Annotated in this window: 20 protein-coding genes and 1 riboswitch; of the genes, 13 read left to right on the top strand and 7 right to left on the bottom strand. The window is 39.2% G+C overall.

The window, feature by feature from the left end; all coding sequences use genetic code 11:
- Positions 1-10 precede the first annotated feature (10 nt).
- From parC to I6F48_RS15570, 4 genes are all read left to right on the top strand, one after another.
- Positions 11-2,305 carry a DNA topoisomerase IV subunit A gene (parC, locus tag I6F48_RS15585; RefSeq protein ID WP_197119792.1) on the top strand — a complete coding sequence of 765 codons (2,295 nt, stop codon included), beginning with the start codon at positions 11-13 and terminating at the stop codon, positions 2,303-2,305.
- A gap of 182 nt (positions 2,306-2,487) precedes the next feature.
- The gene (locus I6F48_RS15580) at positions 2,488-3,201 is read left to right on the top strand and encodes a 1-acylglycerol-3-phosphate O-acyltransferase (RefSeq protein ID WP_024590693.1); all 714 of its coding nucleotides are present in this window, start codon (positions 2,488-2,490) and stop codon (positions 3,199-3,201) included.
- Positions 3,201-3,536, top strand: a complete 336-nt coding sequence (gene rraB / locus I6F48_RS15575; RefSeq protein WP_007585369.1) for a ribonuclease E inhibitor RraB — start codon at positions 3,201-3,203, stop codon at positions 3,534-3,536. Before I6F48_RS15580 ends, rraB begins: the two co-directional genes overlap by 1 nt.
- Before the next feature lie 1,115 nt (positions 3,537-4,651).
- Positions 4,652-5,839 carry a polysaccharide lyase family 7 protein gene (locus tag I6F48_RS15570; protein ID WP_165742187.1) on the top strand — a complete coding sequence of 396 codons (1,188 nt, stop codon included), beginning with the start codon at positions 4,652-4,654 and terminating at the stop codon, positions 5,837-5,839.
- A gap of 88 nt (positions 5,840-5,927) precedes the next feature.
- Here the strand turns inward: I6F48_RS15570 and I6F48_RS15565 are convergent, their stop codons facing one another.
- Positions 5,928-6,899, bottom strand: coding sequence for a zinc transporter ZntB (locus tag I6F48_RS15565; RefSeq protein WP_165740541.1), 972 nt, complete (start codon positions 6,897-6,899; stop codon positions 5,928-5,930).
- Between the two features lie 285 nt (positions 6,900-7,184).
- Between I6F48_RS15565 and I6F48_RS15560 the strand changes: the two genes are divergently transcribed.
- From I6F48_RS15560 to I6F48_RS15550, 3 genes are read left to right on the top strand one after another with little or no spacing between them, the layout of a single operon-like run.
- On the top strand, positions 7,185-7,619 hold the full coding sequence (locus I6F48_RS15560; protein WP_007585784.1) for an ATP-dependent zinc protease family protein: 435 nt from the start codon (positions 7,185-7,187) through the stop codon (positions 7,617-7,619).
- 2 nt (positions 7,620-7,621) lie between these two features.
- The gene (gene rimK / locus I6F48_RS15555) at positions 7,622-8,527 is read left to right on the top strand and encodes a 30S ribosomal protein S6--L-glutamate ligase (RefSeq protein ID WP_002961977.1); all 906 of its coding nucleotides are present in this window, start codon (positions 7,622-7,624) and stop codon (positions 8,525-8,527) included.
- On the top strand, positions 8,514-9,572 hold the full coding sequence (locus tag I6F48_RS15550; protein ID WP_007585786.1) for a succinylglutamate desuccinylase/aspartoacylase family protein: 1,059 nt from the start codon (positions 8,514-8,516) through the stop codon (positions 9,570-9,572). The genes rimK and I6F48_RS15550 overlap by 14 nt, the downstream gene beginning before the upstream one ends.
- 353 nt (positions 9,573-9,925) lie before the next feature.
- Here the strand turns inward: I6F48_RS15550 and I6F48_RS15545 are convergent, their stop codons facing one another.
- From I6F48_RS15545 to recQ, 4 genes are all read right to left on the bottom strand, one after another.
- The gene (locus tag I6F48_RS15545; RefSeq protein WP_010553281.1) at positions 9,926-10,501 is read right to left on the bottom strand and encodes a mechanosensitive ion channel domain-containing protein; all 576 of its coding nucleotides are present in this window, start codon (positions 10,499-10,501) and stop codon (positions 9,926-9,928) included.
- Between the two features lie 69 nt (positions 10,502-10,570).
- Positions 10,571-12,280, bottom strand: a complete 1,710-nt coding sequence (locus tag I6F48_RS15540) for a BamA/TamA family outer membrane protein (RefSeq protein ID WP_197119791.1) — start codon at positions 12,278-12,280, stop codon at positions 10,571-10,573.
- A gap of 171 nt (positions 12,281-12,451) precedes the next feature.
- Positions 12,452-12,736, bottom strand: a complete 285-nt coding sequence (locus I6F48_RS15535; protein ID WP_007583724.1) for a DUF3630 family protein — start codon at positions 12,734-12,736, stop codon at positions 12,452-12,454.
- A 7-nt stretch (positions 12,737-12,743) separates the two neighbouring features.
- Positions 12,744-14,567, bottom strand: a complete 1,824-nt coding sequence (gene recQ, locus I6F48_RS15530; RefSeq protein ID WP_010553279.1) for a DNA helicase RecQ — start codon at positions 14,565-14,567, stop codon at positions 12,744-12,746.
- 385 nt (positions 14,568-14,952) lie between these two features.
- On the opposite strand from recQ, the gene I6F48_RS15525 reads away from it, so the two are divergent.
- Both I6F48_RS15525 and rarD read left to right on the top strand, forming a co-directional pair.
- Positions 14,953-15,408, top strand: a complete 456-nt coding sequence (locus I6F48_RS15525) for a thioesterase family protein (protein ID WP_197119790.1) — start codon at positions 14,953-14,955, stop codon at positions 15,406-15,408.
- 51 nt (positions 15,409-15,459) lie between these two features.
- The gene (gene rarD / locus I6F48_RS15520) at positions 15,460-16,377 is read left to right on the top strand and encodes an EamA family transporter RarD (RefSeq protein ID WP_165740539.1); all 918 of its coding nucleotides are present in this window, start codon (positions 15,460-15,462) and stop codon (positions 16,375-16,377) included.
- A gap of 17 nt (positions 16,378-16,394) precedes the next feature.
- Here the strand turns inward: rarD and I6F48_RS15515 are convergent, their stop codons facing one another.
- Together I6F48_RS15515 and I6F48_RS15510 are read right to left on the bottom strand one after the other, a co-directional pair.
- A complete protein-coding gene (locus I6F48_RS15515) occupies positions 16,395-17,630 on the bottom strand; it encodes a response regulator (protein ID WP_024592846.1) in 1,236 nt (411 codons plus the stop codon).
- 86 nt (positions 17,631-17,716) lie between these two features.
- The gene (locus I6F48_RS15510) at positions 17,717-18,091 is read right to left on the bottom strand and encodes a DUF413 domain-containing protein (protein ID WP_007583734.1); all 375 of its coding nucleotides are present in this window, start codon (positions 18,089-18,091) and stop codon (positions 17,717-17,719) included.
- Between the two features lie 91 nt (positions 18,092-18,182).
- Between I6F48_RS15510 and I6F48_RS15505 the strand changes: the two genes are divergently transcribed.
- The 4 genes from I6F48_RS15505 (at position 18,183) to I6F48_RS15490 (ending at position 22,327) form a co-directional block, all read left to right on the top strand.
- Positions 18,183-19,055 carry a LysR family transcriptional regulator gene (locus I6F48_RS15505; RefSeq protein ID WP_007583736.1) on the top strand — a complete coding sequence of 291 codons (873 nt, stop codon included), beginning with the start codon at positions 18,183-18,185 and terminating at the stop codon, positions 19,053-19,055.
- Between the two features lie 166 nt (positions 19,056-19,221).
- Positions 19,222-20,154, top strand: coding sequence for a porin (locus I6F48_RS15500; RefSeq protein WP_197119789.1), 933 nt, complete (start codon positions 19,222-19,224; stop codon positions 20,152-20,154).
- A 103-nt stretch (positions 20,155-20,257) separates the two neighbouring features.
- A riboswitch (cobalamin riboswitch) is annotated at positions 20,258-20,323 on the top strand.
- Positions 20,324-20,508: 185 nt separating this feature from the next.
- Positions 20,509-21,321 (top strand): ABC transporter ATP-binding protein, encoded by an 813-nt coding sequence (locus tag I6F48_RS15495; RefSeq protein ID WP_197119788.1) that lies wholly within the window; start codon positions 20,509-20,511, stop codon positions 21,319-21,321.
- Position 21,322: 1 nt separating this feature from the next.
- Positions 21,323-22,327 (top strand): FecCD family ABC transporter permease, encoded by a 1,005-nt coding sequence (locus I6F48_RS15490; protein ID WP_197119787.1) that lies wholly within the window; start codon positions 21,323-21,325, stop codon positions 22,325-22,327.

The raw sequence follows: 22,327 nt of genomic DNA, 5'->3' as shown, positions 1-22,327 counted from the left end.
GTAAGCTTTAATGAGTGATACAGATACCTTGCTAATGCAAGGAATTGAGCAACAAACAATGGGGCGTTTTACCGAAGACGCCTATTTAAATTATTCCATGTACGTGATCATGGACCGCGCCTTACCGCATGTAGGTGATGGTTTAAAACCAGTACAGCGTCGTATTATTTATGCGATGAGCGAGCTGGGTTTGTCGGCTAACGCTAAGTACAAAAAATCAGCCCGTACAGTGGGTGACGTGCTTGGTAAGTACCATCCACACGGCGACAGTGCATGTTACGAAGCGATGGTATTAATGGCGCAGCCGTTTTCTTACCGCTACCCTTTGGTAGATGGACAAGGAAACTGGGGTGCGGCAGATGACCCTAAATCGTTTGCAGCAATGCGTTATACCGAAGCGCGTTTATCTAAGTTTTCAGAAGTACTATTAAAAGAGCTTGGCCAAGGCACCGTAGATTGGACACCAAACTTTGATGGTACAATGGATGAGCCTGTTGTACTGCCTTCTCGTTTACCGCATATTTTACTAAACGGTATAACGGGTATTGCCGTAGGTATGGCAACCGATATTCCGCCACATAACGTACGTGAAGTGGCTAGTGCATGTTGTTTATTACTTGATAAACCAAAAACAGAGCTTGAAGAATTACTTGAGCTTGTACATGCACCAGATTACCCAACAGATGCTGAAATAATTACTCCAAAAGCCGATATTCATAAAATATATAAAACCGGTCGTGGGTCTATCAAAATGCGTGCGGTTTATACCGAAGAGCATGGCGATATTGTTATTACAGCGCTGCCGCATCAATGTTCTGGTGGTAAAGTACTTGAGCAAATTGCAGCGCAAATGAACGCTAAAAAATTACCAATGATTGCCGATTTACGTGACGAGTCAGATCACGAAAATCCAACACGCATTGTAATTATTCCGCGCTCAAACCGCATTAAAGCTGAGCCATTAATGGCGCATTTATTTGCAACCACCGATCTTGAAAAAAATTACCGCGTAAACTTAAACATGCTAGGCCTAGATGGCCGCCCGCAAGTTAAAGACTTACGCTGTATTTTAAGTGAGTGGCTAATATTTAGACGCGAAACAGTGCGTCGTCGTTTGCAGTATCGTTTAGATAAAGTATTAGCACGTCTACATATTTTAGAGGGTTTGCTAGCCGCCTTTTTAAATATTGATGAAGTGATTGAAATCATTCGCAGCGAAGATAAACCAAAGCCTGTATTAATGGAGCGCTTTGATTTAACTGATACGCAGGCAGAAGCAATTCTAGAATTAAAACTTCGTCATTTAGCAAAACTTGAAGAGTTTAAAATTCGTGGTGAGCAAGACGAACTGGCTAAAGAACGTGATAAATTAGCGCAAATTTTGGGCTCAGAACGTCGTATGTCGACACTGCTTAAAAAAGAAATTCAAGAAGCCGCTGAAATGTACGGTGACGATCGTCGCTCACCAGTGATTGAGCGCTCAGAAGCGAAAGCACTTAACGAAAAAGATTTAATTCCGTCAGAGTCAGTTACTGTTGTGCTATCAGACAAAGGCTGGGCACGCGTTGGTAAAGGTCATGACTTAGATGTACAAGGCTTAAATTATCGCTCAGGTGACGGCTTTAGAGCCTCTGCTCGTGGTAAGAGTAATCAACCTGCGGTATTTTTAGATTCAGCAGGGCGGGCGTTTGCAACTGATGCGCACAGTCTACCTTCGGCGCGTAGCCAAGGGGAGCCAATGACAGGTCGTTTTAACTTAACACCAGGCGCTAATTTTGAGCACGTGGTAATGAGTGAAGACGAGCAAGTATTGCTTATGGCGTCAGATGCAGGTTACGGCTTTATTACCGACTTCAAAGACTTGGTTAGTAAAAATAAAAACGGTAAAGCGCTCGTAAGTGTCCCTAAAGGTGGAATATTACTTTCTCCTATTAGAGTGAACGATGTTGCTAGCGATTACTGTATGGCTATTTCTAACGAAGGTCGAATGCTTTTATTCCCGCTGCGAGACTTACCAAAATTAGGTAAGGGTAAAGGTAATAAAATCATCTCTATACCAGGTGCTAAAGTACAAGCCCGTGAAGAGTTTGTAAAAGTGCTTGCTGTTGTACCACAAGGAAGCAGTGTTACGCTTCATGCTGGCAAACGTAAACTAACACTCAAACCAAGTGATTTAGAGCATTATCATGGTGAACGAGGGCGTAGGGGTAATAAACTACCGCGTGGATTACAGCGTGTTGACGAAGCCGTTGTGGAGTTAACACCTCAAGATGATGAGCCTGTAGAAGTAATTAATGAAGAATAATTGATTACTTTTATATGATTAAAAACGGTCTGCATTTGCAGGCCGTTTTCGTTTTAAAACCATTTTAAAGCAATATTAAAACAAGCAGCTTAAATATTTCAGCGTACACTTGTGCGCTATTGACTCGTTTGTGTCACAAAATAACGCTATAATAATCATAATTGATTTTTGGAGAAGCCCATTTGCTAGCTGTTATACGCGTTTTTATTATGCTGCTGTTTATATTATTCAGTTGTATTTTTGGTTTATTACTTTCAATTGTAAGACCATTTCACCCTAATAATGTACATATTATAGCGGGTTGGTTTGGCTCAATGGCTAAAATGGTTGGCGTTAAGCTAGTTCTAACACGTCATAAAGATGCCGTTGATCCAGGTCCTGCAGTTTATGTTGCTAATCATCAAAATAGCTACGACTTATTTACAGTGCCAGCAATGGTGCCAAAAAACTGCGTAAGTTTGGGTAAAAAGAGCTTAAAGTGGATCCCATTTTTTGGTCAGCTTTATTGGTTGTCGGGTAATATATTAATAGACAGATCGAATCGCTCCAAAGCGGCAGGAACTATCTCAAAAGCAGCCGAAAAAATTAAAAATAATGGCTTATCTGTATGGATGTTTCCAGAAGGCACACGAAGCTATGGAAGAGGGTTACTACCATTCAAAACGGGTGCATTTCACACCGCAATGAGCGCAGATGTACCCATAATTCCGGTATGTATGAATACAACACATAAAACCATTAAGCTAAATCGTTGGGATAATGGTACAATTCACATCGAAATGTTAGCGCCTATACCGCTTGATAAAGAAATTAGCGCGCGTGAGCATGCTAAAAGCGTGCATAGCATTATGGCTGCTAAAATAACTGAATTAGATGCTCAAGTGAGAGAAAAATAATGGAAAACTGGCGTGAAATAAGTGAAGACATCGTAAGTTCACTACTTGAAGATGGGTCAGACCCTGAAATACTTTATGAAGTAGAGCACCACTTTGTGTGTGAAGACTTTCCTAAGTTAGAGCAAGCTGCACTTGCTGCTTTTAAATTGGGTTACGATGTTGAAGAACCAGCAGAGCTTGAGCTTGAAGACGGTAACAAAATTTGGAGCTTTGACATTGTAGTTGAAGCTGAGCTAGACGTAGACGTTATTATGGAAGACGTTGATAAGCTAGCGCAACTAGCCGTTGAGTGCGAAGTTGAGTACGATGGTTGGGGTACTTACTTTCAAGAGTAATTAGCTGACTGTTATAAAAAAGACGATCATTGCAAAGTGCTCGTCTTTTTTAATGCCTGTAAAAGCGTGCTACCAAACATGCGCTTCCCCTAGGTTTTTTTCTAGGGACGATTAACTCTTTGTTGCCTAAATGGATGTGGTAAGGGGCGTGAACAGGACGCGGAAGCTTTGCTCGGTTTTTACTTATTTTCACATGGAAGTAAGCCAGTAGCGTAACGCAGGAGTAGTTACCGAGCCAGCTAGGTTACAAACCCCGCGCCGCGATTTAACCGCCCCCTAGATTAAACTAATTTCAATCCGCAAAGGACAACATGCCGAGTTCTGCTAAAACTTTTAATTCGAACTAAATCAAATCAACCTTCTAGGTGTTTTCAATAGTTTATTTAAAACTTATTGGTATATTTTGTACAAATATTATTAATAAATTATCTATAGAAAATAAAATATCCACCTTCACTGAGCTCAAACACCTCTTAAATTTTCTAAGCTACCCTTCACTAATATAATAATACTTTCATCTTTAAATTCTTATTTCAAATGCATTTCGTTCTGCCATTATTAAATTTTATTTTATATAAACAGTCTAAATTAATTGGTTAACCAGTGGTATTCTAGTTAATTAAACTGAACGTAAGCTTTACTGCATAAAATAAAAAGAAAACCAATTTTGTTATTACAGGAAATGCGATTTTTGAATTTTTAATAAATTACCAATTAAAGTTTTATTTAATGCTTTTTCATTATTTTATATTTTTCCCTTATCTGGGTTTTGTTATTTTTTGACGGTGATTTATTTTAAGTCTCTGTTTTTATTTGTTTTTATTGTATGTTGATTTAATGAATCTAAATGAAATCAATACTTATTACCTATTAAATAAATTGTTGCAAATTTATTACAAGCAATATAACTTGTGTCTCAGCCCAGCTGGCAATAATCATTGGTAATATTTATTTGTAAACCAGGAGCGGTTTTTTTACATTTAACTTATTACCAATTACACATAAAAACACAAGTTAAAACCTATTTGCAGGCGGTGATCTAGGCTCAAGTGAAATACTCATTTATAGCCATGTAGTAAGATTTTTTCATGTACAGGTTTGGAGAAATAAAGATAATGATTAACCAAAAATCCCTATTTATGCTTGCAGCAATGACTGCTAGCTCAAGTTTTGTACAAGCGGCAACTGTTAATAATGCTGGATTTGAAGATGGTTGGAATAACTGGAATGAAACAGAACCAGCGGCTATTTCAGGTAGTGCTTACAAGGGCTCTAAATCATTAAAAATTCAAGGTAGTCCAGGGCGTGTTTACCAGAATGTAGATGTAGATCGAAATACTCAGTACACGTTAAGTGCGTACGTACTTGGCAAGGGACAAATCGGCATTAACGATCTTAATGGTTTGTTTAAAAGTGAGAAATTTAACGTTTCTTCGTGGACAAAAGTATCTAAAACTTTCACAACAGCTAGCACTAATTCATTGCAAGTATTTGCTAAGCATGACAATAGCTCAAACGATGTTCGCTTTGACAGCTTTTCATTAACTAAGGGAAGTTCTTCTGGCGGCGGAGACACGGGTGGTGGTGATACTGGCGGTGGCGACACTGGTAGTGGTTCCGGCATAGCAAGCAATATCACCAACGGTAGTATTTTTGACCTTGAAGGTAACGATCCTCATCCATTAGTAAATAGCGACACTTTAGAGTTTGTTCCTCTAGAAGCGCGTCATATCACTCCAAACGGGAATGGCTGGCGTCATGAATATAAAGTAAAAGAAAGTGCACGTGTAGCAATGACTGAAACCTATGAGGTTTTTGAGGCAACTGTAAAAGTTGAAATGTCAGATGGTGGTAAAACGATTATTTCTCAGCACCATGCTAGCGATACGGGTACGATTTCAAAAGTATATGTTTCAGATACTGATGAATCAGGTTTTGATGATAGCGTAGCAGATAACGGGATTTTTGACGTTTATGTTCGCCTGCGTAACACCAGTGGTAAAGAAGAAAAGCATGCACTAGGTACTATTAGAAGTGGTGGTTCATTCAATCTAAAAGTAGTTAATAATTACGGTGATGTAGATGTGACTGCATTAGGTACTACCTTTGGTATTCCGGTAGAAGATGATTCAGAATCTTACTTTAAGTTTGGTAATTATTTACAATCACAAGACCCATATACACTAGATGAGTGTGGCGAGTCAGGAAACTCAGATTCATTTAAAGAGTGCTTTAAAGATTTAGGAATTACAAAAGCTAAAGTAACAATGACTGACGTTAGTTATACGCGTAAAACTAACTAATTATTTAGTAGTTTAGAAAGCCACTCAGTTTAAAGCTGAGTGGCTTTTTTAATGCTTTTTTAATGCTTTTTAAATGTATAAACTTAATCTATAACCATTTTTTATTTTTAAAATACACACCAATACCGCCAGTAAGTACAATCAAAAATATAACAAACGCACTAAACGCATAGGGGCTCTCGGTACCCGGAATACCTCCTACGTTTACGCCTAACAGGCCGGTTAAAAAGCCTAAAGGTAAAAACAATGCAGCTACAACCGACATTACATACATACGCTGATTTAATTGCTCAGACACTTGGTTAGTGATTGTTTGCTGAATGATTTGCGCACGTTCAATAGAGCTATCAAGCTCCTCTAAATAACGAATAAGTAAGTTTGTTGTTTCGTTTAATTTTGCTTTATCGTCATCTAACAGCCACGGGTAGTGATTATTTACCATTGAGCTAAGGGCTTCTTTTTGCGGTTTTAAATAACGCTTTAAGGCAATTGTTTGACGGCGCAACTGTGATAAACCTTGGTTATCAAACTTTTTACTTGGTTCATCTATTTCTTCTTCAAACTCGTCGAGTGTTTCATCTAGTGAGTCAATAACGCTTTGCATGCGAGAAGTTAGTTTTTGTGTAATAGAGCATACTAGCTCAGAAATATTGCATGGGCCTTTATTTTCATTTAAACAAGCGATCGTATCTTGCACCGATAATAAACGACGTTTGCGGGTAGTAATAAGAATGTCTTCGCTAATAAATAAACGAATTGAAACCATGTCTTCAGGGCTTTGTGCTGGATTTAAATTTACACCACGTAAAAATAACATATGTCCGTTAGTCGTTGATGTAATACGCGGGCGTGTTTCATCAGCAATTAAGGACTCTAATTCGTAGTCGTTTAAATGAGGTTGTGCCTTGAGCCATTCAACAGCCTCGCTTTGGCTATAGTCCATGTGCACCCAAAGTTTTCCGTGGCTTGGTTGCCAGCTATTTAGCTCATTAGTGCTTTCAATAGGGCGAGCGCCGCCTTGTCCATCAAGTACAAGTGCATGTAGTAAACCATTAATCATAATTATTTCTCATAATAGTGTATTTTTAATACCGTTAACTATAGTGTATCTACTTAAGTATTTTAAACTTACCTTTATTTTTAATAAGTTAAGCTTAAATAGCAAAATATATGCAGAGCCTTTGGGCTGAGTAAAGTGGCATAAAGTACTATTCAGCAAGGCGTGCATTGTGTGACCAGTTGTTTAAAAAGATCAATTTAATTTACTAATCGACTAGATAAATTTATTTCGTTGGTGTTTTTTTACCTGTAGCGTATAAGTCACTTTTTTATTAAGGGCACATTTATGACAGCAAAGATCACAGTTGGTTGGCGTGAGTGGTTAAGTTTACCTGGGCTTGGTATTAACGAGATAAAAGCAAAAATTGATACTGGCGCTCGCACTTCATGTATTCATGCAATTAACATTGAAGAATACGAAGTTGACTCAGAAAAATGGGTTAAATTTACGGCCCAGCCACTGCAAGATGATGAACAAACGCAAGTCACTTGCAATGCAAAAGTTAAAAAAATGAAGTACGTAACCAGCTCAAGTGGGCAAAAAGAGTTACGTTACTTTATAGAAACTACATTGCATGCAGGCGAGCATAGCTGGCCTATCGAGCTTACTTTAACAAGCCGTGCAACAATGAAGTTTAGAATGTTATTAGGGCGTACAGCCATGGAAAATCGTATAGTCGTTGACCCGGCTTTATCTCAACTATTAGGTCGTAAGGTTTAACTATGAAAATCGGTATTTTATCTCGCAACAGAAAATTATATTCAACGCGTCGCTTAATTGAGGCGGCAGAGGCACGCGGTCACGAAGTTAAAGTGATTGATGCATTGCGCTGTTATATGAATATAAACTCTGAGCAACCAGAAATTCACTATCGCGGTGAAAACTTAAAAGAATTTGACGCAATCGTCCCGCGTATTGGTGCATCGGTTACATTTTATGGCTGTTCGGTACTTCGTCAGTTTGAAATGATGGGTGTTTACCCTGTAAATGAATCAGTCGCTATTTCTCGTTCGCGCGATAAATTACGCTCACTTCAGTTACTTTCGCGCAAAGGCGTTGGTATGCCAGTAACAGGTTTTGCTAGCAAACCAGATGATGTAAAAGACTTACTAGAAATGGTAGGCGGTGCACCTGTTGTAATTAAATTACTTGAAGGCACACAAGGCATTGGTGTTGTACTTGCTGAAACACGCAAAGCGGCAGAAAGCGTTATTGAAGCGTTTATGGGCTTAAAAGCTAATATTATGGTTCAGGAATACATTAAAGAAGCGGGTGGTGCCGATATACGTTGTTTCGTATTAGGCGATAAAGTAATAGCAGCAATGAAGCGCCAAGCACAAGAAGGTGAGTTCCGCTCTAACCTTCACCGTGGCGGTAGTGCTACATTAGTTCGTATTACTCCAGAAGAACGTAAAACGGCAGTAGCCGCTGCTAAATCAATGGGCTTGAACGTAGCGGGAGTTGATTTACTTCGCTCATCTCGTGGACCACTTGTGATGGAAGTAAACTCATCACCAGGTTTAGAGGGCATTGAAATAGCAACAGGTAAAGACATTGCAGGCATGGTGATTGATTTCATCGAAAAAAATGCTTCAAGTAAAGGAACAGCAACACGTGGCAAAGGTTAAAATTAACCGTCCTTTTTCCTTATTAGGAGAGAGTGTAGGCGTAGGCGAGCGTAAAACACTTGCCTTAGAGGCCGCTAAACTTTATACCCATTCACCACTTAATATTCCTATTGAAGTGGTTAACGGTGTAATGGAAGGTCCTGTGCTTATGGTGTGTGCGGCTATTCATGGTGATGAGCTAAATGGCGTAGAAGTTGTGCGTCAGTTAATTGCTAAAATAGACCCAAGCCAACTGCGCGGCACAATAATCGCTGTGCCTATTGTGAATGTGTTTGGCTTTATTCATAAATCGCGTTACTTACCAGACAGACGCGATATGAATCGTAGCTTTCCAGGTTCTGAGCGTGGCTCACTTGCTGGGCGTATGGCTTATATGTTTTTTAATCAAGTGGCAATACATTGTACCCACATTATTGATTTACATACTGGCGCTATTCATCGAACTAACTTACCGCAAATTCGCGCTAACTTAGCTGATGAAGCAACTGCTGAAATGGCTAAAGCATTTGGCACGCCAGCAGTTATAGATGCATCATTGCGTAATGGCTCATTACGAAGTGAAGCTGCAAACCTAGGTATACCGGTTATAACCTATGAAGCTGGTGAAGCACTGCGTTTTGATCCAATCGCAATTGCGGCAGGTGTGCAGGGTGTTGATTATGTTATGCGTCATTTAAAAATGATCCGTGGCAAGCGTCCTAAAAAGTTACCAGATCCTATTATTGCAGGTTCAACTAGTTGGATACGTGCCGAAGTTGATGGCATTGTGCGTGCACAAGTATCACTAGGGGAGCATGTAACTAAAGGGCAAGTACTTGCTTATATTAGTAGCCCACTAGGTGACTCTGAGCTTGAGCTTTTAGCGCCTAAAGGCGGTATTGTTATTGGTCAGCAAACTATGCCATTGGTAAATGAAGGTGATGCGGTATTCCACCTTGCTTACTTTGCAAATGACAATAGTTTAGTAGAGCAGCAACTAGAGAACTTTATTGACGAGATAAACGATTTAGATGACGAGCTTAAAACCGCTGAGCTAAATAACTAATAGCTAGGGCGTGTTTAACTTTGCGGATTGAAATTTGTTCAATCTAGGGGCGATTAAATCGCGGCGCGAGGTTTGTAACCTAGTGGGCTAAGTAAAAACCGAGTAACAAAGAGTTTATCGCCCCTAGGCAGAACCCGAAGGGCAGCGCATGTTTGGCATTTATGCTGCGTTATCGCCTATTTATGGGGAGTAACCACACTTCATAGGCTCTGCCTTGCCTAAAAACCAAACATACTGCTGCAAATTCAACCATCAAAGATCAACACGCCCTAGTCTTAATTTTGGTTAGTTAAAGCATTAAAAAGCCGCAGAAGTTAATTACTTACTGCGGCTTTTTTGTGACTATTACTTTTTTAACTATGTTTTTTAGGGCCAATAATACGTTTTATAACGGGAGCTTTTGTTGGCTTTGGTTCTTTATTTAAAACCATGACAGGGCGTGTCACAAATAAATTATTAGGGTAAATTACACGGTGCCCATCAATATGCTCAAGTACTACATTCATTAAGCCCATTTCAACAATGCGCCCTTCAATATGATTTGCACCATCAATAATTCGTACCCAATAACCAACGCGGCAATCGTTTTGAATAAACATTAGTAAAAATGCGGTGAGATTACTTAATAATGACCAAGCAGCGAAGAGTGCTACGCCCAACATAGCAAATAAAGAGGAGCCTAAAACCAATAAGCCACGCAGCTCTATACCCCAAAATACTAAAACTAAACACAGCACGACAAAGGCGAGTATAATTTTTAGTAAGAGCTCTGCACGATATTTTCGGTGTAAATCAACTTTCCCCTTAATTGCTTTTTCGAGTAATTTTTTGGTTATTTTTAATAGCAGAGGGAAAACCAAAATAGCGATTATAGTTACAATTAACTTATATTGTGATGCAAACAATTCTAAAACTTCTATTATTTCCACATTAGGCCCTGAACTTTAATACCAATTTAATTTAATTCAATTGGTATTAGTTTAACGCGTTTGTATTATTTAAAAAGTGTTTTTAACGCTCACTAACCACTGTACTGAGTCTACGTCATCGTAGCTATCAACTGGGGCTGCAATATCAATGTGGATCATGGTTCCTGAGTTTGCACGACTTGGTGCTAAACGAAGACCCACGCCTATATTTTTTAATACATGTGCGTTTTCGCCATTATCTTTATCGTTAAACCATGCTCTGCCCACATCTACAAAAGCTGCGCCACCCACTTTAAATAGTTGTAGTAAATCGTACTCCCAGTAATAGCGCTTTTCTAGATTAACTAAAAAGCTGCGGTCGCCATGTTGATAATCCATAGGGTAACCACGCAGGCCTGTTTCGCCGCCTAAAGTAAGTTGTTGATCAGCAGTAAGGTTTTTTGCGTATTGTACCCGGGCTTTAACATACCAAGATTGGTCTTCACTGGTATTTAAATAATATTGTACTTGGCTAGTGGCCATAAAGTTTTCGAGTTTTTTCTGTTCTTTATTCCAATAGCCATCAATATCAGCACTAAAACGCCATAAGGTATTATCGTTAGTAAAGTGGGCTTTTTTAAAGTTAACAGAATACACCGCGCGGCTGTCGTCATTACTTAATGATTCGTCTGAATAGCCAATTAAGCTTTTAATATTCCAACCTAAGTTTAAATCCTCAGTGCGAGATATACTGTCAAAATTGCGTACTTTTATGTAGTTATCTTCAAACCAATGGCCGCTTATAAAGGGATAACTTAAACTTCTGTCATCGGCAAGTGGTGCAAATGTAGTGTCTATAGCTTCAAAGGTATGCTGCTCGTCGGTATAACCTAAGGTTAAGCGTTGGGTCCAATTATTATTAAGCGCTTTAGAGTGTCCTATAAATGCACGGTTTAAATCAGTAGTTTGATCAAATTCGCTAAACTCTTCGCCGCGTTTATATAGTGACTCTTCGCGCTGCTCAGAATAGCTTAAAATACCGTAACTAAAAGGGGTGTCTATCGCGTAAAATGGATAGGTTAGCTCAAGTAAATGGCGCTTGCCATCGCTGTTATCAGCGTACTCTAAACGGCCGCGGTAGCGAGTAGAAAAAATATTAGGATCGTCGTAAACAAATAAATAACCGCTACGATCGCTGTCGGTCGTGCGTGACAAAGAAAGGCGCTTCCCCCAACCAAGCAGGTTTGATTCTCTAAAACCTATACTTGATTTATTTTCTCCACCGCTACGGCTAAAGTTTACTTCAGGTAAAAGTGTCCATAAATCACGGGTAACCACTTCTACATTAACGTCACCGTCGCAGTTTTCGATTGCACTAATTTGTGCATCATATAAGTAACTTTCTTTACGAAGTAAGCGCTCAGACTCGGCAAGCTTTTTAGCATCGTACTTGTCACCAGGGGAGAATAATAAAAGGTTATTAATGACATCGGGCTCTGTTTGAATATGAGCGCGGTTAGCAAATCGGAATAGGGCATTATTTTCCTCTTCAAGCTCAGTATTAAATACATTAAGTTGCTTGAGCTTTATTGAGGCTATTTTAGCGTTACTATTACTGTGCGTGAGGGTTGTTTTGTCTTGAACTTCTCGGCGTAAGTTTTTATTTGTGCTTAAATCTGTCTGTTCTACAAGGCAGTTATCAGTTTTCGTTGAAGATTGTTGTGCGAATGCATTAGGCACATAAAAGCTTAAAACCGTTAAGCTAATACAACATTGTGCTATCCATTTCTTGTTCACCATTAAACCTCTTTACTGCTACGTAGCAAATGACTATCGTAATATCAGCTTACATCATTGTTATTATAATGTAAGTAAAAGGTATGGATTTTGAAACTAATTAATTGTTACTCATATTCACTTATGTTAATAACCAACCTGGTTTAGAACCGCCTGTGGGCGGGGTATTAAAAGCTAACTTAAATAAAATGCTAAAGCGGCTAATAAGTGCTCAGCTTCATGGCCTTCGGCATTAATCCAAATACTTTGGCTGTAATGCTCATAGTTTAAATTAAAGGTCTGCTGATTATAGGTAAAGCGGACTTGATGGCGATCGGCGCCTGCAGAATACTCATTGAGTGTTACATCGTCCGAGTGTAAAAAGAGTGTGCTCCACAGTTCAAAGTCCTCATCGTGTGGAGGCTCGACTGGCGTAATTAAAATGTATTTATGGGCGTGGTCATATTCTATTTGGGTCATAACATTCTTAATTTGTAGCTAGGTAATTGCGAATTGCAGTTAAAAATTCGCCGCCGTATTTATTTAACTTAGTAAAACCCACACCCGACACTTTTAAAAATTCGCTGTCGTTTGTTGGCATAAGCTGCGCCATTTCTGCTAGCGTTTTATCATTAAATACCACATAAGGTGGTACATCATCGGCATCAGCAAGTTCTTTACGTAGTGCGCGCAGGCGAGCAAACAGTTTTTTGTCGTAATTAAATTGCGCTAACTTATCTTGATAAACGTGTTTGGCTTGCAGGCGTGGCTCGGCTAATTGCAGTGCGTACTCACCTTTTAAAATTGCACGCGCGGCTTCGGTTAACCTAAGTGACGCACCTTGCGTTATATCTTGGCTAAGTAAGCCTTGATGAATAAGCTGGCGTAAAATACTAAGCCAAAATTCACTGCTTTTATCTTTACCTATGCCGTAAGTGCTTAGCTCATGATGATTGTTATCGCGTATGCGGCTAGTATTTGCACCACGTAGTAATTCAACAATGTACCCAAGACCAAAGCGCTGGTCAGCTCTATACACACAAGAAAGCGCTTGTTGGGCAACCAATGTACCATCAAAGCTTTTTGGCGGATTTAAGCAAATATCGCAGTTGCCGCAGGGTTCGCGTTGATATTCACTAAAGTAGTTAAGCAAAATTTGGCGGCGACACGTTTGTGCTTCGGCAAAGCTTGCCATTGCGTTAAAGCGTTGTTCTTCTACACGGCGGCGTTGCTCGTCGTCTATGTCTTCAAAAAAGCGTCTTACACGGCCAATATCAGCTGGGTCAAAATACATTATGGCTTCTGCGGCAAGTCCATCTCGCCCAGCACGCCCCGTTTCTTGATAGTACGACTCGATACTTTTTGGAATATCGTAATGCAGTACAAAACGTACATTGGGTTTATTAATCCCCATACCAAAAGCAACGGTTGCGACCACTATTTGTATATCGTCACGGGCAAAACCAGTTTGTACAAATTGTCGTTGCTCGTTACTCATACCTGCATGGTAAGCGGCAGCGTTTAGCCCTGCATCTGCAATTTTTTCAGCAATATCGTCTACGCGTTTACGGCTGGTGCAATAAATAATACCGCTTTGGCTTTTTTGCTCTTTTAAGTAGCGAAGCAGTTGCACCATAGGTTTAAATTTTTCTTCTATGGTGTAGCGAATATTGGGGCGATCAAAGCTGCCAGTATGAATATAAGGCTGTTGTAGTTTTAGTTGCTCAACTATATCAAAACGGGTGGCTTTATCGGCAGTTGCAGTGAGCGCCATCATGGGTACATGTGCAAAACGTTGCTTTAATTCGTTTAAGCGAAAGTAATGAGGCCTAAAATCGTGACCCCAATGCGACACACAATGCGCTTCGTCAATGGCAAATAAGCTTACATTTAAATGCGATAAACGCTCTAAAAATTCGCGTTGTAATACTTTTTCAGGTGCCACATATAAAAGCTTAATTTGCCCCTGATGAAGCTGTTGATACACCAATTGCTGCTCTTCTCGCGCTAAGCTGTTATTTACGTAAGCGGCTTTAACCCCAAGTGCTTGAAGTTGACTTACCTGATCTTGCATTAGCGATATGAGCGGAGATATAACAATAGTGACGCCTTCAAGCACTAAAGCGGGTATTTGATAGCAAACCGATTTTCCGCCGCCAGTAGGGAGCAATACAAGCGAGTCTTGGCCGTTAATAGCAGCATCAATAACTGTTTTTTGGCCGTCGCGAAATTCACTGTAGCCAAACACTTGTTTGAGGACAGTTTCGGGTTTACGCACAAGGGTGCTAGAAGGTGGTGTTGATGTATTCATTGGCGGGTATTTTAGTGGTTTTTTAGTGAGATGTCTTTAGCTGAGTTACTTATACCAATCCGCAATACTACTTAATCAATTTGAGGGATCAAATCTGACGCTCGCTGCGTTAAAAATTTCTGATATAGAACAACTAAATAACGAGTTTTTTGCCTTGTTATAGACACTATTTTCTTACCTCCAGATAGATCACTTAATTAAGCTAATTGGTATTAACCTCAACTCTATTGTAAGTAAATTAAACTCTGGTAGTGTTGAAACCGCTTATTAAGATAGATCTGCTTCCTTAAAGTTAGGTTGCTAAGTAAATGATTTAACTAGAACCTCGTAGTTTTGCTTAAGTTATGCTTTACTCATCGTACCAGTTTAAGCATGGAGAATAATAATGAATAAAGAAATGTTAATTGAACAAGTGGGTGCATTATTTGTAAATGGCATGCCGTTTAACCAGTTTTTACAAATATCGGTTGAGTCGTTGAGCCCTGAACAGGCCAAAATTACGTTTCCGTGGAAGGATGTACTCATTGGTAACCCTGCGCAAAAAATACTGCACGGTGGTGTTATTTCAGCCGTACTTGATAATGTAGGCGGTATGCTCGCGGCAGCAAGCGTGATTGATAAGCTCACCGATTTAGATATAGGAAGTGTGCAAACAAAATTAGCCACGCTTGGGACTATCGACTTGCGCACTGATTATTTGCGCCCTGGTAAAGGAGAGAGCTTTACAGCGAGTGCCACACTTATTCGCTCAGGTAATAAAGTGTGTGTTTGTCGAATGGAATTACATAATGAACAGTCTGTTCAAATTGCTTTTGGGACAGGCACGTATTTAGTTGGATAAAACGTGTATGGGAAGTAAACTAGCGGCCTTTTAAATCACTAAGTGTTTATTATGTCGATTGATACTGAGCAGCGTAAAGGTGCTATTTTTGCTTGTCTTGCTTTTTTTATGTGGGGCCTTGCGCCAATATATTTTAAGTTGATTCAGCATGTTTCTGCCTTTGAAATTTTAATGCATCGGGTTGTTTGGTCGGTTGTATTTTTAGTACTAGTAGTAAGTGTTTTAAAGTATTGGGATAAAGTTAAACGCATTATTGTTCAGCCTAAGCTTTTGCTTATGCTTGTTATTACCTCAACATTACTAGGGTTTAACTGGGGTTTATTTATATGGGCTATAAATAATAACCATATGCTTGATGCGAGTTTGGGCTATTACATAAACCCTCTTTTAAATGTATTACTGGGTATGCTCTTTTTAGGTGAACGCCTGCGTAAGTTTCAAGGTGTAGCAGTGGCACTGGCCTTTACCGGTGTTGTGCTGCAGCTAATTAGTTTTGGCTCGTTTCCGGTAGTGGCATTTTCATTAGCTATATCATTTGCACTTTATGGGTTGTTACGTAAAAAACTACCCGTTGAAGCCTTGCCTGGCATTTTACTCGAAGCACTTATATTACTGCCTGTTGCACTCATTTATTGGTGGTTAATGGTGCCTACAACAACATCAAGCCTGCCAGCTAACGATTGGCATACTAATGCATTACTGATTAGTGCAGGTATTGTAACTACATTACCATTGCTGTGTTTTACCGGCGCCGCTAAGCGTTTGCAATACACTACATTAGGCTTTTTTCAGTATATTGGGCCAAGCCTAATGTTTATATTGGCAGTGGTGTTTTACGGTGAAGTGTTTGACGCTGAGAGATTAGTAACGTTTGCATGTATTTGGAGTGCGCTAGCTATTTTTAGTTGGGATTCTTACAATCAATCACGCAAACGTAAAAAAGCGGCTATTACAGCCGCTGAAGTATAATTAACCTAATAGAGCTGTTAGCTAACTACTTTATTACGACCAGATTCTTTAGCGTCGTAAAGCTTTAAATCGGCCTGTTTTAATAATTCATCAATTTGATAAACAGGTCCATCTGCAAAACCAATAGATATAGTAAATTTGATTTTTTCTTTACTAAACTCTTGGCTATTCGCCTCTATAAAGTACCTAAAACCTTCAAGTCTTTTTAGCGCTTCTTGTTTATCCGCATTTGCAAAGTAAACGGCAAACTCTTCGCCACCTAAGCGGGCCACTAAATACTTTTTAAAATATTTGCTAAAGCAAATGGAGAGCCCTTTTAATACTTCGTCGCCTACATCATGCCCGTGAGTGTCATTAATTATTTTAAAATGGTCAATATCAAGCATGGCTAGCGCTCCTGAACCTTGCTTATTTTTAATCTTTTTGAGTGATTTGTTTGTTTCTTCAAAAAAGTAACGACGATTAGGTAGATTAGTTAGGTAATCGGTGTTGGCTTGGCGTTTAATTGTGGCTATTTGTTCTAGCATATCGACGTTTTGGCTAAGCCTGCAGTAAAACTCTTCACTATTAAAAGGTTTATGTAAATAATCGTTTGCGCCATTTTTTAAAAATAAACTAGAAAGCCCTACAGAGTCAGAGCCCGAAATACCAATAATGGCTTTTTCGTCATTGCTATATAAGCGGCGAATTTCGCTACATAACTCATCACCATTCATGTTTGGCATTTCGTTATCAGTAATGATGACTGAAATGTCGGGTGAACTTTCGAGCATTTTTAATGCTTCTTGTCCGTCTTGTGCTTCAATAATTTGATATTTGTGACGAACTAACAAGCTGCAAATGTATCGTCGAGTCGATTTAGAATCATCAACAACGAGTACTTTTACATTTTCATTGCGAGGTAAGCGGTGTAATTGTTTTTCTAGGTATTGGTAAGCTTGTTTGTTTTCTTTAATGATGTAATCGATGATTGGGTATTTTTCGACGGTGTCGCGGGTTTTTTTATCAATATTACCCGTCATTACAATAGTTGGGATATCAGCATTAACAGTGCAGGGTACTGCTTCACCTGATGGGGCATCAGGTAATATAAAGTCAACTACAGCGCAAAAGTAGCTATTTTTACTTATAAGCTCTTTTGTTTGTGCTAATGACTCTGCTATATCAACTTCATAGCCTGCTTTAAGCGCGATGTGCTTTTGCACTCGCGCCATTGCAGGTGTATCTTCAACTATTAGTATTTTTCGCGTCACGGAACAACCCTGTTTATATTTTGCAAAAATATTTGCTTATACAAGTTGTAACTGTTAAAACGCAAAAAAGCAAATAACTTAAGTACTTACAGGTTATCAGCTTCTGAATAATACTCTTGGCTAATCGGTGCCGGTCCTGACATTTTTGAGCGGCCAAATAAAGTATGAAACTTAGTTTTACAGGTCGTTAGCTTTAAGTATTTTACCCAAGCACGTTCGATTGGGTTAGTAGGTTCTTGTGAGCCAGTGACTACTGCTACAAACTGTTCTTGATGTTCGTTTTGCGGCTCAATTGTTTTACTGTATAAGCCTCTTAAAACAACACCGTGTTGTTCTAATATACTGGCTTCTAATAAGGTGAAGTTTCCGCTGCGGCTAAAACCACGTGGAAAATTCTGATCATCATAAAATTGACGTTGGCTAACAAATGCTTGGCGTAGTAATGAAATGTTATTGCTCATAGCTTTATCCTCATACCCTATTAATTAGCTGGAGTATGATGCAAGTTTGGCAATTTATTAAACAAATTATTTTTATCGTGAGGATAAAAAATTGGATATCGATTTATTAAAAACATTCGTTGAGGTAGTGCGTACGCGTCACTTTGGTAAAGCGGCCGAAAACCTTTATATTACGCAGTCTGCAGTGAGCTTTAGAATTCGCCAATTAGAGCAAGGGCTTGGTGTTAATTTGTTTATTCGCCAGCGTAATAATATTCAACTTACAGCACCTGGCGAGCGCTTATTACCGCACGCACAAATGATTATTACGGGCATGCAGCGGGCCAAAGTCGATGTTGCACTTGCCGACAATATGCATAAGCAAATTAGCTTAGCAGGAACGCCTAATATTTGGGATGCTTTTTTACAGTTTGGTATAACAAATATTGTATCGGCGATGCCGGGCGTGTCGTTAGTTGCAGAAGTTAAAGCACAACAAGAGAGCACTCGACTTTTATTAGAGCGTACTCTCGATTTGGCAATATTATTTGATCCACCAAAAGTAGATGAACTCGTAGTAGAGCGTATTTGTGAGTTGCCAATCATTCCAGTAAGCGGATACGACACCGCAACGAACGAAAACTTTTTTGATAATCAATATGTGTATGTGGATTGGGGAACTACTTTTTCTCTTTGGCATGCGCGTCAGTTTACAGGAAAAACGCCACCTTACTTTAGAACCAGCACGGGACGTATTGCACTTGATTTAATACTGCAATGTGGTGGTAGTGCATTTATACCTCAAGTATTGGTTGAAGGGCATTTAGAAAAAGGTGAGTTGTTTCATGTTAAAGGGGTAGAAAACACCTCAAGAGACGTATTTATTGCGTATCACAGAGACAACGAGCAAAAAGAGCTAATAGAAACCTTAGTTAATTTACTTTCGCAAATGACGCCAAGCTTGTCATTAAAGCAAGATAAGTAAGTACGGCCGTTTATTAAATTTTCATGTTATTTAGATTTCACATTTAATGCATTTTTATTAATTAAAAAAGACAAAAATGTTTCGGTTGTAATATTACTGTCATTTATCAATGACAAAATGCAGCTGTTTTAAAAATTAGTCTTTTGTGATTATCCAAGGAAATAACATGAAATTTGTAAAATCGAGCTTATGCTTAGCACTATTAAGTGGCTTATCTTTTAATGCACTTGCCGACGTAGATATTTACGGTAAAGCGAATGTAACAGTGCAATCGTCTGACGATGGCGAAGGGTCTTTTACTGAGATTAAAAGTAATGCATCTCGTCTTGGTGTTAAAGGTTCTGAAAAAATAAATGAGAGTTTAGAAGCCGTTTATAAGTTCGAATTTCAAGTTGACGTGTCTGATGCTGATTCAAAAGGCGATAACGACGACAATATTTCTGCGCGTAACCAATATGTTGGTTTAAAAGGTGCATTTGGCCAAGTTGTAATTGGTCGTAACGATACTGCGCTTAAGCAATCTCAAGGTAAGTTAGATTTATTTAACGACCTTGAAGGCGATATTAAAAATGTATTTAAAGGTGAAAACCGTTTAGGAAACACTGTTAGCTACTCATCAAACTCATACGAAGGCTTTAAAGTACTAGCTACTTTTGTAGCTGAAGATGATGTAGATGCAGACAACGGTTACTCAATGGCGGTTACTTACGGTGACGTGGCACTTAAAAAGAGCGCGGTATACGCCTCTATTGCAGCCGATAGTGAAGTAAATGGCTACGACGTAATACGTGCTTCAATCCAAGGTAAAATCGAAAACTTTAAATTGGGTGCAATGTACCAAACACAAGAAGCAGTAGATGGCAGCGCAGAAGCGGATGGTTACTTGCTAAATGCTGCTTACAGCATGGGTAGCAACACATTTAAAGTGCAATACCAAGATATGGACTTTGACGACAGCGACGATAAGTCAGCAATTTCAGTTGGTCTTGATCACAAATTAAATAAAAACATTAAAGTATTTGGTTTTTACTCAAGCTTTGACATGGACAACAATGTTGACCAAGATTACGTAGGCTTAGGTATGGAATACAAGTTTTAACGACTAGTCTAATTAGTTAGAACACTCCCTTTTTAACCGCGCTCCTTTGAGCGCGGTTTTTTTTGCTTTAAATTATTTACCCGCCCATAATAGACCCTCATTTGGAATGAGGTGCAAATCCTCAACTATTCCCGTAACTGTAATTAGTACAACGCTTTAAGTCAGATACAAATGAGCAATACCAATCAGCATAAATATTTGAACAATTTAACGAATTAAATTTATCGCTTAATAGGTTCTATATCTAAATAGATTGGTATAATTTTTTAACGAGCGGGTTTACTCATTTTTATTAATGCACTAGTTATTGTTAGCTGTATTGTTAGTGAGTACACGCCTACCAAGGACTCACTGTTGCACACTAAATCAGCGCTAAACACGCCTTTACTAAACGTTAAAAACGTATCATGGGGTATTGGCAATAAAACGATTCTCAAAAAAATAAACCTTAAAATAACCACAGGTAAATTTGTTGGTTTAATTGGACCTAATGGCGCAGGTAAATCGAGCTTATTGCGTTGTTTATATCGTTTTAATAAACCAAGTGATGGCGTTGTAGAGTTTAACAACACCGACATTTGGCAGCTAAAAAGTGATGAGTACGCAAAAAAAGTCGCGGTTGTTTTACAAGAAACCCCTTCGCAATTTAACTTAAGCGTATTTGATGTTATTGCACTTGGGCTAACGCCTCATAAATCGCTATTTAGCTCAATAACCAATATTGATAAACAAAAAATCATCCAAGCTATCAACACCGTAGGGTTAGTGGATCATATTGATCAAAGTTTTGAATCGCTCTCAGGCGGTGAAAAACAAAGAGCGCTTATTGCTCGTGCTATTGTGCAGCAACCTCAACTATTAATTATGGACGAACCAACCAGCCATTTAGATGTTAAATACCAAATACAGGTTATGGAGCTTGCTAAATCGTTGGGTGTAACGGTATTTGCATCGTTTCACGATTTAAACTTAGCCTCTGCAATGTGCGATGAACTAGTGGTTATTAAAAACGGTGAAATTACACATACAGGCACGCCAAGTGAGGTATTAACCGAAAACATGCTAGGCGACGTTTTTGGTGTTTGCGCCCAAGTAAATAGCCACCCGCAGACATCTAAATCGGGAAATAGTATTCCTCATATCACTTACTTTTATGGCTACAAATAATATGAGCGCAGTTAATACTCGCCAATCATTTGCGCTATTTATAAGTGTTGTAGCTGCTTTATTTAGCTTATTTGCAGCACTTAGTTTTGGCGCAGCAGAGACCTCACTTCAAGACGTATTAAATAGTTTTTTACTCTCAAATGATGCCTCTTTTAATACGCGTATTATTTACGAGCTAAGAATGCCTCGCACATTACTTGCCTTTTTAGCAGGCTCTGGCTTAGCCATTGCGGGGCTTATTTTACAAACCGTAACGCGTAATCCGTTAGCCGATCCTTACTTGTTTGGTATATCGTCGGGTGCCTCATTTGGCGTGGTGTTACTTATGGCATTTGCCGGTATTAGCGCAGGCTTTATGTTATCGGCAGCGGCACTGCTGGGTAGCTTACTCGCTATGAGCTTATTAATACTCATTGCAGGCAGGCAGCAAAGTGCACAGGTAGAATCAATGTTATTAGCAGGCGTTGCGCTGTCGTTTTTATTTAGTGCGTTTACCAGCTTGTTGCTTTATTGGAGCGACCCTCAGGCGGTAGCCGCTATTTTATTTTGGACACTGGGCAGCTTTGCTCGTGCGCAGTGGGCTACGCTTTGGTTACCTTTATTGGTAATTACATTGTGTACGTTTGTAATGCTGAGCTATAGAAGGCAGCTCAATGCCATGTTACTTGGCGATGAAAGCGCAATTACATTAGGTGTTAGGGTCCAGCGCTTTAGAATACTTATGCTGGTTTTGAGCTCATTAATTACCGCTGTGCTGGTGGCTATGTGTGGTGGTATTGGGTTTGTAGGATTAATGGTACCGCACATTGTGCGCTTTTTTATATCCCAAGGCACCATCGCTGGCTTACTGGTAACCAGCTTAGTGGGCGGTACATTTATGGTGTGGGTTGATGTACTTTCGCGCTCCTTGCTAAAAAACCAAGAATTGCCCGTAGGCGTTATTACTGCTGCTATTGGTAGTGTGTTCTTTTTAAGTTTATTGTTTTTTAGAAAGCGAAGGGTGTAA

It is taken from the genome of Pseudoalteromonas sp. SWYJ118, assembly GCF_015864505.1.
In the GTDB taxonomy this organism is placed as follows: domain Bacteria; phylum Pseudomonadota; class Gammaproteobacteria; order Enterobacterales; family Alteromonadaceae; genus Pseudoalteromonas; species Pseudoalteromonas arctica.
This window is presented reverse-complemented; position numbering and strand designations above follow the sequence as displayed.

Excerpts from the sequence above, each read along its gene's own strand:
- parC (WP_197119792.1), top strand. The coding sequence starts at position 11 with ATGAGTGATACAGATACCTTGCTAATGCAAGGAATTGAGCAACAAACA.
- rraB (WP_007585369.1), top strand. The coding sequence starts at position 3,201 with ATGGAAAACTGGCGTGAAATAAGTGAAGACATCGTAAGTTCACTACTT.
- I6F48_RS15570 (WP_165742187.1), top strand. The coding sequence starts at position 4,652 with ATGATTAACCAAAAATCCCTATTTATGCTTGCAGCAATGACTGCTAGC.
- I6F48_RS15565 (WP_165740541.1), bottom strand. The coding sequence starts at position 6,899 with ATGATTAATGGTTTACTACATGCACTTGTACTTGATGGACAAGGCGGC.
- I6F48_RS15560 (WP_007585784.1), top strand. The coding sequence starts at position 7,185 with ATGACAGCAAAGATCACAGTTGGTTGGCGTGAGTGGTTAAGTTTACCT.
- rimK (WP_002961977.1), top strand. The coding sequence starts at position 7,622 with ATGAAAATCGGTATTTTATCTCGCAACAGAAAATTATATTCAACGCGT.
- I6F48_RS15540 (WP_197119791.1), bottom strand. The coding sequence starts at position 12,280 with ATGGTGAACAAGAAATGGATAGCACAATGTTGTATTAGCTTAACGGTT.
- I6F48_RS15535 (WP_007583724.1), bottom strand. The coding sequence starts at position 12,736 with ATGACCCAAATAGAATATGACCACGCCCATAAATACATTTTAATTACG.
- recQ (WP_010553279.1), bottom strand. The coding sequence starts at position 14,567 with ATGAATACATCAACACCACCTTCTAGCACCCTTGTGCGTAAACCCGAA.
- I6F48_RS15525 (WP_197119790.1), top strand. The coding sequence starts at position 14,953 with ATGAATAAAGAAATGTTAATTGAACAAGTGGGTGCATTATTTGTAAAT.
- rarD (WP_165740539.1), top strand. The coding sequence starts at position 15,460 with ATGTCGATTGATACTGAGCAGCGTAAAGGTGCTATTTTTGCTTGTCTT.
- I6F48_RS15510 (WP_007583734.1), bottom strand. The coding sequence starts at position 18,091 with ATGAGCAATAACATTTCATTACTACGCCAAGCATTTGTTAGCCAACGT.
- I6F48_RS15500 (WP_197119789.1), top strand. The coding sequence starts at position 19,222 with ATGAAATTTGTAAAATCGAGCTTATGCTTAGCACTATTAAGTGGCTTA.
- I6F48_RS15490 (WP_197119787.1), top strand. The coding sequence starts at position 21,323 with ATGAGCGCAGTTAATACTCGCCAATCATTTGCGCTATTTATAAGTGTT.